This window comes from Tabrizicola sp. T74 (assembly GCF_057219935.1).
This window is the reverse complement of the sequence record NZ_JBXVVT010000003.1, coordinates 443,503-454,304: the sequence shown is the minus strand read 5'-3', so window position 1 is coordinate 454,304 and position 10,802 is coordinate 443,503. Positions and strand designations below refer to the sequence as shown.

The window sequence follows — 10,802 nt, the reverse complement described above, 5'->3', positions numbered from 1 at the left end:
CCTAGTCGCTTTGACGGGCCATGGGAAGTCTGTCAGCCCGCATACATGACCGCCCCCCAGGCGATCAGCGCCTGGCCGGTCCAGTAGGCAGGCCAGAGGAGAAGGGCCAGCATCCGGCGCGCGCGTTGGTCCTTCACCACGAACAGCTGCATCGCCAAGAGGAGGTCCGACAGGATGAAGAGCTCGGCCCCCAGACGCAGCAGGGCCTGCCCCGGATGCGCGGGCAGCAGCACCGCCGTCACCCCCATCAGCCCGATCAGCCCGACATAGCCCCGCACCGGCTGGCGCAGATCACCCGTCCGGGGCGCCAGCCAGACCTCGGTCGACAGCATCAGCGCGACCAGCACCGCCAGCGTCGCCAGTTCCGCCCCCGTCAGCCCGTCGAACCCCAGATCCCCCGACCGCAACAGGAACGCCCCCGCATAGGCCAGATGCCCCAGCCCGAAGGCGGCCATGCCGGCGAAGAACCGCTGCACCCCGCCCAGCGCCAGCAAAAGGTCGCCCAGCGCCCCCAGCGCCAGGCCCAGCGGGATCAGCCAGAACCAGCCGCCATGCGGCATCGCCAGCGTCAACAGCGCCAGCAGCGCCGTCGAGGCCGTCTTCACCGCCGCCCCCGCCACCCCCTTCACCTCGCGCGTAGCAAAGCCGAGCCAATAGGCCACTGCCGCCGCCAGCGACATCATTGCAGTTGCAAGCGCCAGCGTTTCGCCCAAGTTGTCCGGCATAACCGCCTCCGTTCACCCCGCCCAGCCTCCACCGGACCCCGCCCCGATGCAAGCCCGCCCCCTGCCCATGGCCGCCTTCGCGCTCGCCGCCCTCAGCCCCTTGGCGCTGATCGGCCTTGGCATCGCTGCGGGGGGACCCTGGCTCTGGGCCGCGTTCCTTTACATGGCCGTCCTCACCATTCTCCTCGACCAGCTGATCCCCCTCACCGCCGGCCAGACCGACGACACCGAATTCCCCGCCGCCGACTCCCTTCTCCTCGCCATAGGCCTCGGCGCGCTGATCCTCCTCCCCTTCGCCACCTGGGCCATCGCCGGTCCGTCCGGCCTGACCCCGGGCCAGCGCATCCTCCTCTTCTTCGCCACCGGGTTCTGGCTCGGCCAGGTCGGCCATCCCGCCGCGCATGAGCTGATCCACCGCCCGCACCGCTGGCTCTTCCGGCTCGGGGCCGCCTTCTACTCCGCCATCCTCTTCGGCCAGCACGCCAGCGCCCACCGCCTGGTCCACCACCGCCATGTCGCGAGCCGTCAGGACCCGAACACCGCCCGTGCCGGGGAAAGCTTCTACCGCTTTGCCCCCCGCGCCTGGATCGGCAGCTTCCGCGGTGGGGCGAGGGCCGAAACCGCGCTGCGCGAGGGCCATCCCGGGCCGCATCCCTATATGTTCTACCTCGGCCTCGGCGCTGCCGCCCTGGCCCTTGCCACCCTGATCGCAGGCCTGCCCGGGCTGCTCGCCTGGGCGGGCCTCGCGCTCCATGCCCAAAGCCAGATCCTTCTGTCCGACTACGTCCAGCACTACGGCCTGACTCGCGCCCGCCGCCCCGATGGCAAGCTGGAACCCGTCGGCCCCGCGCATAGCTGGAACACCGCACACTGGTTCTCCTCGGCGATGATGCTGAACGCGCCGCGCCATTCCGACCACCACGTCCACCCCACGCGCCCCTTCCCCGCCCTGCGCCTGCCCGACGAGGCACCCCGCCTGCCCTGGCCGATGCCGCTTGCCTGCGCGCTTGCCCTTGCCCCCCGCACCTGGCGCCGGGCGATCGGCCCCCACCTCACCCGGTGGCGGAATTCCCGACCCGCCGACGCCCCCGGGGACACGCCAGCTTGACTGGTCATCACCCCTTGCCTCTGGCACTCTGACCCAAGACCGAACGGAGCCACTGATGCGCGCCTTCCTTCTGACCCTGATCCTCTCCGCCACTCCGACCCTTGCCGAAACACCCCTGAACGCCGAGGAATTCGATGCCGCCACCGTGGGCCAGACCCTGACCTACGATTACGGCAATGGGCTGTTCGGCACCGAGGAATACCTCGAAGGCCGCCGCGTCCGCTGGGCTTTCGAGGGTGACCTCTGCATCTACGGCGTCTGGTATCAAGAGAACGACGAGATCTGCTTTGTCTACGAGGACGACCCCACGCCCGCCTGCTGGCTTTACTTCCTGGAAGACGGCAAGATTCGCGGCCGCTACATGGGCGAAGGCGGCGGCTGGGAAATCCTTGAATCCTCGCGCGACGCGGGCCCTCTGCCCTGTGCCGGGCCGGATGTGGGGGTTTGATGCGCGGCCTTGCCCTCGTGGTCCTGATCGCAACGCCCTCCCTGGCCGAGACACCGCTGACGGGGCCCGAGTTCCAGGCCCATATCGGCCAGAACACGATCAGCTACCTCTACTCGAACGAGGCGCGCGGCACCGCCGATTACGGCCCAGACCGCACCCTCGTCTTTGCCTTCGAAGGCGATGCCTGCTTCAAAGGCCAGTGGTACGAAGACCGCGACCAGATCTGCTTTGCGTTCGAGGATGGCACGCTGTCCGCGTGCTGGCATATGTTCCTCGACGGCGACCGGCTGCACGGAAAGGCCACCTACCTCTCCTCGGACAGCCCGCTCGACCTCGAAATCCATGAGGTTTCACACACGGACCAGCCCCTGCGCTGCCCCGGCCCGGATGTCGGGGTCTGACACATGCGCAGCCTCCTCCTCGCCTGCCTTCTGACCGCCCCCGCCTTCGCCGACACCCCCATCACCGCCGAGGCATTCGAAGCCCACGTCACCGGCAAGACCATCACCTACCAGCAGTTCGACTATGTCTTCGGAATCGAGGAATACCTCCCCGACCGCAAGGTCCGCTGGAGCGTCGCGCCCAACGAATGCCAGTATGGCAGCTGGTATCCGCAAGGGGACTACATCTGCTTTGTCTACGAATACGACCCCACGCCCTCCTGCTGGACCTTCTGGCTGAAGGACGGCGCGCTGGTCGCCCTGTCCGACAGCGCAGCCCCGGGTGAGGAGTTGTACGAAGTCGCCGCCGATGACACGCCCTTGCCGTGCCCCGGTCCGGACGTCGGGGTCTGAGATGCGCGTCGTTGCAGCGCTCCTCCTGGCCGCTGGCCCCGCCCTCGCCGAAGGTCCGCTGACCGGCGCGGAATTCGACGCCCTGACCCAAGGGCGCAGCCTGTCCTGGTCCGAATTCGGCACGGTTTACGGCGTCGAACAATACCTCCCCGACCGCCGGGTCCGCTGGGCGGCGGTGGGCGAGGACTGCAAGCTTGGCCACTGGTACGAAGAGGGCCCGGCGATCTGCTTCCAGTACGAAGACGATATTGAGCCCGATTGCTGGATCATCACCCGCGAGGGGGCGGGCTTCAGCGCGCGCTACACCACGAACCCGCCCGAGAGCGAGCCCGTCGTCGTCGCCGAAACCCCTGATCCGCCCGCCTGCTTTGGCCCTAAAGTCGGTGCATGATGCGCAACGCCGCTCTTTTCCTCCTCGCGTCCCTCTGCCTTGCCGGGGCGGCTCAGGCCGAGACCGACCCCCCGATGTCGGCCGAGGCCTTCGAAGCCTTCGTCCAGGGCCGCACCTTCGACACCCACGACGAGACCGGCCGCTATGGGGTAGAAACCTTCCTCCCCGGCCGCCGCGCGATCTGGCGCGATGCCGAACAGTGTCTTGAGGGCACCTGGCGGGCCAAAGGCGACCTTATCTGCTTCGACTATCAGGACCACCCGTTCCAGTATTGCTGGACCTACCATGACCGCGGCGACTGGCTGATGGCCTGGCTCGACGGCGACCGCAGCAGCCAGCCGATCATGCTCTATCCTGCGGACGAGGTGGTGACCTGCGAGGGCTACTTCGGCGTCTGACCCCCGATGCCGGGACCCAAATTTCTTAAGTAAGAAATTTGCCAAATTCCTTGTTCAAGGAATTTGTTCACTCTTCCCGAAGCGCGCGCAAAGATGGTCAAGAAATCCTGAATGCCCGCAAGCAAGCCATTGATTCAAAAGGAACGCATGACTTCGTCCAGCGTGGACACTCGGGTCAGAACAGGCTCCCCTGCCCCCCGTCCGTCTCGCCCTTGGACCGCTTGCCCGTCCTGCCGCCCACCACCATCCGCCCGTCCCGGAACTCGATCTCCAGGCTCCCCGCCTTCTCCGCCCCGGCCTTCGAGGTGACAACCGCCCCATCCCCCCGCACGACCGCATAGCCCCGCTTCAGTGTTTCATGATAGCCCAGCGTCACCCGGGTCCGGTCCAGCGCCTCCAGCCGGTCCACGAGCCGCCGGAACCGCTGGTCGGACGCCGCCTCCATCCGCTCCGCCAGCCGCCCCAGGTCGCGCCGCCCGTCGGATACCTTCCGCCCCGCCTCGCCCAGCAACCGCGCCAGCGCCGGGGCAAGCCGCGCCGCCAGCCCCACCAGCCGTTCCCGCTGCCGCTCCTGCCGGATCAGCATCGCCCGCGCCAGCCGCTCCTCGCGCGCCGTCAGCATGTCCCGCTGCCGCGCCAGCACCCCGCGCAAGGCCTGCGGCTGCAATCGCCCCGCCAGCCGGTCAAACTCGCGGTGCTTCCTCGACACGGCCAGTCCCAGCCCCGATCCCAGCCGCAGCCCCGCCGCATCCAGCCGCTGCCGTGGCGTCGCAACCAGCGTCTCCACCCGCGGCAACGCCCGCGACAGGTCGCGCAGCCGCTGCCGCCGCAACACCACCCCCTGCCCGATCCCCCGCACCAGCCGCGCGCCAAGCGCCTCCAGCGTCGCCAGAAGCTCCAGCCGTACCGGCACCGCCAGCTCTGCCGCCGCCGTCGGCGTCGGCGCCCGCAGGTCCGCCGCATAGTCGATCAGCGTCGTGTCCGTCTCGTGCCCGACAGCAGAGATCAACGGAATCCTCGACCCCGCCGCCGCCCGAACGACCACTTCCTCGTTGAACCCCCAGAGGTCCTCCAGCGACCCGCCGCCCCGCGCCACTATCAGCACATCCGGCCGCGGGATCGCCCCCCCCGGTTCGATCGCGTTGAACCCCCGGATCGCGGCGGCCACCTGAGCCGCACAGTCCTGCCCCTGCACCGCCACCGGCCAGACCAGCACATGCCGGGGAAAGCGATCTCTCAGACGGTGGAGTATATCCCGGATCACGGCACCCGAAGGAGAGGTCACCACCCCGATCACCCTCGGCAGGTAGGGGATCGGCTTCTTCCGCGCGGGATCGAACAGCCCCTCCGCCCCCAAAGCCGCCTTCCGCTTCTCCAGCATCGCCATCAGCGCGCCCGCCCCCGCCGGGGCCACGTCGTCGACGATCAGCTGATACTTCGACTGGCCGGGAAAGGTGGTCATCCGGCCCGTGGCCACGACCTCCATCCCCTCTTCGGGCCGCACTTGCATCCGCGCGACCTGCCCCTTCCAGCTGATCGCCGCGATGACGCTGCGGTCGTCCTTCAGGTCGAAGTACAGATGCCCCGAGGCCGGACGCGACACCCGTCCCACCTCGCCCCGCACCCGGACAAGGCCGAACTCCCCCTCGATCACTCGCTTCACCGCGCCCGACAGCTCGGAGACGGTGTATTCCGGCTGGTTGCCCTGCGGGGCGGGGCTATCGTCGATAAGGTCCATCAGTCGCCTCCACCCCCGGCATCGCTGTCCGGGCTGTCCGGGCCGTTTCCGGATGTCGGACCTGCCCCGTGCTTGCGCCGATAGATCGCATAGCTCGCAATCACCAGGCCAGCCCCCAGCATGGCCAGCCAAAGTCGTCCGTCAGCAAGCCCGAAGATCAGCACCGCAAGTCCGGCGATTTCAAAGCCGCGGACCATGAGGGTCGGGCGCGGAGGCCGTCCTGCGCGTTCCTTTTCGACGGTGAGACTGACCTCAGGTTCCATGCCTTGCCTCCCTTGACCTGTGACCCTATGACGCCTCCAACGAAAGTCCAAGCGGGGGCGGCCCATGAACATCCTCATCCTCGGCTCCGGTGGCCGCGAACATGCCCTCGCCTGGGCCGTAAAGCAGAACCCCAAGACCGACCGCCTGATCGTCGCCCCCGGCAATGCGGGAATCGCGATGCTGGCCGAATGCGCCGACCTGAACATCCTCGACGGGTCCACCGTGGTGACCTTTTGTGAGGAAAACGCCATCGACTTCGTCATTGTCGGCCCCGAGGCCCCCCTCGCCGCCGGGGTCGCCGATGCTTGCCGCGCCGCGGGCCTCCTGACCTTCGGCCCCTCCGCCGCCGCCGCACAGCTTGAGGCCTCGAAAGCCTTCACCAAGCACATCTGCGACGCCTGCGGAGCGCCGACCGCCGCCTGGTCCCGCTTCACCGCAGCCGAGCCCGCAAAGGCCTACATCCGCGCCCAAGGCGCCCCCATCGTCATCAAGGCCGATGGCCTCGCCGCCGGCAAGGGCGTCATCGTCGCGATGACCCTGGCCGAGGCGCTGACCGCCGTCGACGACATGTTCGGCGGCGAATTTGGCGCGGCCGGGGCCGAGGTCGTCATCGAAGAATTCATGGCAGGCGAGGAAGCCAGCTTCTTCATCCTCACCGACGGCATCCACGCGCTTCCCATCGGCACCGCCCAGGACCACAAGCGCGTGGGCGACGGCGACACCGGCCCGAACACCGGCGGAATGGGGGCATACTCCCCCGCCCCCGTCCTGACCGAGGCCCTCCAGATCCAAGCGATGGACCAGATCGTCCTCCCCACGATCCGCGAGATGGCCCGGCGCGGCACGCCCTACCAGGGGGTCCTCTACGCGGGCCTGATGATCGACGGCGGCAAGGCGCGGCTGGTGGAATACAATGCCCGCTTCGGCGACCCGGAATGCCAGGTCCTCATGATGCGCCTCGGCGCGCAGGTGCTGGACCTGATGCTTGCGACAGCAGAAGGCCGCCTGAACGAGGTCCAGGTGAACTGGGCCGACGACCATGCCCTGACCGTGGTCATGGCCACCCAGGGCTACCCCGGCGCTTACGCCAAGGGATCGCAGATCCGCGGCCTGGAAGAACTTCCCGAAGACAGCCGCCACATGGTCTTCCACGCCGGCACCGCCCAGCGCGACGCTCAAATCATCGCCACCGGCGGTCGCGTCCTGAACGTCACCGCCCGCGGCACCACCCTGCGCGAGGCCCGCGACCGCGCCTACGCCATGGTCGACCGCATCGACTGGCCCGCAGGCTTCTGCCGCCGCGACATCGGCTGGCGGGCGCTGGCCGACTGACCCCTACCCATTTGCCCATTTCGCAAATACTCCCGCCGGCGGCCCCTGAGGAGGAGGGCGCCAGTCCCGACGACGAGGCAAAAGACTTGCGCGCCAGCGCTCAATTTCACCAGCCCGGCCACTTGCACCGCCCCTTGGCCTTGCATATGACGCGGCGGGAATTCTGACGGGCCCGTGGGAGGCTGCATGCCGCTTCTGGTGATGAAATTCGGCGGAACTTCCGTGGCGGACCTCGCCCGGATCGAAAACGCCGCCAAGAAGGTTCAAGCCGAGGTCGAGCGCGGCTATGACGTGATCGTCATAGTCAGCGCAATGTCCGGCAAGACCAACGAGCTTGTGGGCTGGGTCGAGACCACCTCGAAGCTTTACGATGCCCGCGAATACGATGCCGTGGTCTCCTCGGGCGAGAACGTTACCGCCGGCCTGATGGCGCTTCGGCTGCAGGAAATGGGCATTCCGGCGCGGTCCTGGCAGGGCTGGCAAGTGCCGATCAATACCACCTCGGCCCACGGGGCTGCGCGCTTTGTCAGCATTCCGCGGGACAACATCGACGCCAAGTTCGCCGAAGGCTTCAAGGTCGCGGTCGTGGCCGGTTTCCAAGGCCTGTCGCCCGAAGGCCGGATCACCACCCTTGGCCGGGGCGGCAGTGACACCACCGCCGTCGCCTTCGCCGCCGCTTTCGGCGCGGAACGCTGCGACATTTACACCGATGTCGACGGTGTCTACACCACCGACCCCCGCATCAGCCCCAAGGCCCGCAAACTGGACAAGATCGCCTTCGAGGAGATGTTGGAGCTTGCCTCCCTCGGCGCCAAGGTCCTGCAGACCCGGTCCGTGGAACTGGCTATGCGCTACAAGGTCCGCCTGCGGGTGGTCTCTTCCTTCGAGGAGGTCGACGAGACCTCTGGAACCCTGGTCTGCGACGAGGATGAAATCATGGAATCGAAAGTAGTTTCGGGCGTCGCCTACAGCCGCGACGAGGCGAAGATGACGCTTCTGAAGGTCGAAGACCGACCGGGCGTTGCCGCGGCAATCTTCGGGTCGCTGGCGGATGCTGGCGTGAACGTCGACATGATCGTCCAGAACATCAGCGAGCTCGACGATCCCGCCGACAAGCGCGCCCATACCGACATGACCTTCAGCCTCCCGACGAACCAGGTCGACCGCGCCAAGAAGGCGATCGACGATGCGGCGGCGGCGGGCAAGTTCGTGTTCTCGGGCCTCGTGACCGACAGCGATGTCGCCAAGGTGTCCGTCGTCGGCATCGGCATGCGCAGCCAGGTCGGCGTTGCGGCCCGGATGTTCGCAGCCCTTGCCGCCGAAAACGTGAACATCAAGGTCATCACCACCTCCGAGATCAAGATCTCGGTCCTGATCGACCGCAAGTACATGGAACTGGCCGTCCAGGCCCTGCACGACACGTTCGAGCTGGAAAAGGCCTGACGGGCCAGTCCAGCCGCCTGAACAGCCTCAGGCCGTGGGCGCAAGGGCCTGGAACGCGGGCAGACTGGCCTCGATCATGGCCTCGGTTCCGGTCAGGCTGATCCGGAAATCGCCCGGCCGCTCGAACAGGGTTCCGGGCATGATGAAGACACCGCGCCTGGCCATCGCTGCGGCAAAGGCCGCAGCATCGCCGCCAGGCGCCTTGCCCCAAAGGTAGAAGGTCCCCGCGGGTTTCGTCATCGCGTAACCCCACTGCGTCAGCGCGTCGTACAACCGGTCCCGTTTGCGCTGGTAGGCGGCGACATCGATCGACACCGTCTCAAGGTCCTTCACCGCATATTGCAGGATCGAATCCGGGAAGGCGCATCCCATCGCCAGCTGCGCCTTCTCGGCAGTCGCACTCAAGGTGGCGCGGGCTTCCGCAGGCATCATCGGACCGTTCGCCAGATAGCCAAGCCGCAGCCCCGGTGCCAGCAGGACCTTGCCGAAACTGTAGTCGATCAGCGTCCAGGGATAGACCTCGGCCGGGCTGGTGAAGGCAGCCCCGTCGAACCTGATGCGGCGATAGGGCTCATCCGACAGGATGAAGATCGGGCGACCGAACTCCTCCGACTTCCGTTCCAACATGGCCGCCAGCTCCTGCAGCCGCTCGCGGCTGTAGATCACGCCGGTCGGGTTGTGCGGCGTGTTGACCACGACGATCCGCGTCCGAGGCGTGATCGCAGCCTCGATGGCACCGACATCCAGGTCGAAGTCCGCGTCCTGCAGTGGAACCTTGACCGTGACGGCATGGCACAGCGACGCACTCGTCTCGTAAAGAAACCATCCCGGAACTAGGATAATGACTTCATCCCCAGGCTCCAGCAGCATCGTGAAGGCCAGCGTGATCGCGCCATAGGCCCCCAGCGTCATGGCGATGTCTTCGGGCGCGAAGTCCAGCCCAAGCTCGGCCCGCAAACCCTCGGCAATGACACGGCGCGGCTCGGCCTCGCTCAGCTTGTAGGCGAACCAGTCAACGCTTTTCGGCTCGATGTGGGTGCGAAGCGCGGCGACCAGGTCGGGCAAGGGCTGCTCATGCGGGTTGCCGAACGTCAGGTCGGCCAGAACCTGACTATCGGGTACTCCGGCCCGATAGGTCTGAAGAAAGTCGATGACCGGGAGCAAGTCATTGCCAGATGTGACGGCATGATCGGAAACGAGTTTCATGAAGCTGCTCCAGATTCAGGGACTGCGTGAGAGGATCAACGACGCCGATCCCCAAGCCCGAGGCTGCGCTTGGCGACGTGTTGCCTTCTACACCCGGCACTACAAAAGCCCTAAGGAAATCCCGCAGCCCTTGATAGGCAGCCATTCCGAAACGCCACCCGATGGCGTGCAACTCCTGTTGATCTGGGTCATGGTCCCTCGCACGATCTTTCTGCGATTTTGTCGGCGCTCCGCCGCTCCAAAGTAGTTACTTTGCAAGTCACCATGAACCGCGTCTGCATTCTCGGTATCTCCGGCAAGCTTGGCCAATATATGATCGGCCACGCGCTGGAGCGTGGCTATCAGGTTCAAGGCATCTGCCGGCCCGAAAGCCTGCCGAAGCTGGCCCGCTGGGGCGACCGCATCCGCGTCTTTCCCGGCCGCACCGATGACCGCGCCGTGGTCGCCGAGGCGCTCCAGGGTTGCGACGGCGTGCTTGCTGTCCTCGTCCCCTGGGGCGTGAAGGGCTATGCCACCGGCACCGCGAAGGCGGTCCTTGATCTCGCCGACCCCGGCGCGCGGCTGGTCTTTTCCTGCGGCTGGCACATCAGTCGCGACGGGCTGGACCGCTATCCCCTCTCTCTGCGCCTGCAGATGCTGGTGATCCCGCCGCTGGTAAAGCTCCTTCGCATCGCCGACATCTCCGACCAGGAACGCGCTGCAGCAGCGATCTTTGCCTCGGACCGGGACTGGACCGTGGTGCGCGGCAGCGATCTGGAGGAAGGTCCCTCGGAAGGCCTGCCGCGCTGGTCGGCCCATGTCGGCGATCCGGTGCTGGCCGCCAACCGCACGCGCCGCACCGATTTCGCGCTGTTCATGGTCGCGGCGCTGACCGATCCGACCCTCATCCGGCAAGCCCCAGCCATCGTCAGCTGCAGGGCCGCCTAAGGATCGTGCAGTCGCCAGCGCCGCACCG

Annotated in this window: 13 protein-coding genes; 9 read left to right on the top strand and 4 right to left on the bottom strand. The window is 67.1% G+C overall.

The features are described from left to right. Nucleotides 1-32: 32 nt before the first annotated feature. The gene (locus tag AC2EAL_RS11725) at nt 33-725 is read right to left on the bottom strand and encodes a lysoplasmalogenase (RefSeq protein ID WP_484724396.1); all 693 of its coding nucleotides are present in this window, start codon (nt 723-725) and stop codon (nt 33-35) included. A 46-nt stretch (nt 726-771) separates the two neighbouring features. On the opposite strand from AC2EAL_RS11725, the gene AC2EAL_RS11720 reads away from it, so the two are divergent. Genes AC2EAL_RS11720 through AC2EAL_RS11695 form a run of 6 tightly spaced genes read left to right on the top strand, consistent with a single transcriptional unit; the run spans nt 772 to nt 3,864 of the window. Next, entirely contained in the window at nt 772-1,833 is a 1,062-nt protein-coding gene (locus AC2EAL_RS11720; protein WP_484724395.1) for an alkane 1-monooxygenase, read from the top strand. Between the two features lie 55 nt (nt 1,834-1,888). Further along, complete coding sequence (locus AC2EAL_RS11715) at nt 1,889-2,281, top strand: hypothetical protein (RefSeq protein WP_484724394.1); 393 nt, start codon at nt 1,889-1,891, stop codon at nt 2,279-2,281. Further along, nucleotides 2,281-2,682: a hypothetical protein gene (locus tag AC2EAL_RS11710; RefSeq protein ID WP_484724393.1), complete on the top strand. Its 402-nt coding sequence runs from the start codon at nt 2,281-2,283 to the stop codon at nt 2,680-2,682. The genes AC2EAL_RS11715 and AC2EAL_RS11710 overlap by 1 nt, the downstream gene beginning before the upstream one ends. Nucleotides 2,683-2,685: 3 nt before the next feature. Next, entirely contained in the window at nt 2,686-3,075 is a 390-nt protein-coding gene (locus AC2EAL_RS11705; RefSeq protein ID WP_484724392.1) for a hypothetical protein, read from the top strand. A gap of 1 nt (nt 3,076) precedes the next feature. Next, nucleotides 3,077-3,466 (top strand): hypothetical protein, encoded by a 390-nt coding sequence (locus AC2EAL_RS11700; RefSeq protein WP_484724391.1) that lies wholly within the window; start codon nt 3,077-3,079, stop codon nt 3,464-3,466. Then, nucleotides 3,466-3,864: a hypothetical protein gene (locus AC2EAL_RS11695; RefSeq protein WP_484724390.1), complete on the top strand. Its 399-nt coding sequence runs from the start codon at nt 3,466-3,468 to the stop codon at nt 3,862-3,864. The genes AC2EAL_RS11700 and AC2EAL_RS11695 overlap by 1 nt, the downstream gene beginning before the upstream one ends. Nucleotides 3,865-4,039: 175 nt before the next feature. Here the strand turns inward: AC2EAL_RS11695 and xseA are convergent, their stop codons facing one another. Then, nucleotides 4,040-5,605, bottom strand: a complete 1,566-nt coding sequence (gene xseA / locus AC2EAL_RS11690; RefSeq protein ID WP_484724478.1) for an exodeoxyribonuclease VII large subunit — start codon at nt 5,603-5,605, stop codon at nt 4,040-4,042. Next, nucleotides 5,602-5,865: a hypothetical protein gene (locus tag AC2EAL_RS11685; protein ID WP_484724481.1), complete on the bottom strand. Its 264-nt coding sequence runs from the start codon at nt 5,863-5,865 to the stop codon at nt 5,602-5,604. Before AC2EAL_RS11685 ends, xseA begins: the two co-directional genes overlap by 4 nt. A 64-nt stretch (nt 5,866-5,929) precedes the next feature. On the opposite strand from AC2EAL_RS11685, the gene purD reads away from it, so the two are divergent. Both purD and AC2EAL_RS11675 read left to right on the top strand, forming a co-directional pair. After that, nucleotides 5,930-7,198 (top strand): phosphoribosylamine--glycine ligase, encoded by a 1,269-nt coding sequence (gene purD / locus AC2EAL_RS11680; protein WP_484724389.1) that lies wholly within the window; start codon nt 5,930-5,932, stop codon nt 7,196-7,198. 186 nt (nt 7,199-7,384) lie between these two features. After that, nucleotides 7,385-8,641 (top strand): aspartate kinase, encoded by a 1,257-nt coding sequence (locus AC2EAL_RS11675; protein WP_484724388.1) that lies wholly within the window; start codon nt 7,385-7,387, stop codon nt 8,639-8,641. 27 nt (nt 8,642-8,668) lie between these two features. Here the strand turns inward: AC2EAL_RS11675 and AC2EAL_RS11670 are convergent, their stop codons facing one another. Further along, the gene (locus AC2EAL_RS11670; protein WP_484724387.1) at nt 8,669-9,847 is read right to left on the bottom strand and encodes an aminotransferase class I/II-fold pyridoxal phosphate-dependent enzyme; all 1,179 of its coding nucleotides are present in this window, start codon (nt 9,845-9,847) and stop codon (nt 8,669-8,671) included. 264 nt (nt 9,848-10,111) lie between these two features. On the opposite strand from AC2EAL_RS11670, the gene AC2EAL_RS11665 reads away from it, so the two are divergent. Further along, nucleotides 10,112-10,774, top strand: coding sequence for an NAD(P)-dependent oxidoreductase (locus tag AC2EAL_RS11665; RefSeq protein WP_484724386.1), 663 nt, complete (start codon nt 10,112-10,114; stop codon nt 10,772-10,774). The last annotated feature ends 28 nt before the right edge of the window (nt 10,775-10,802 follow it).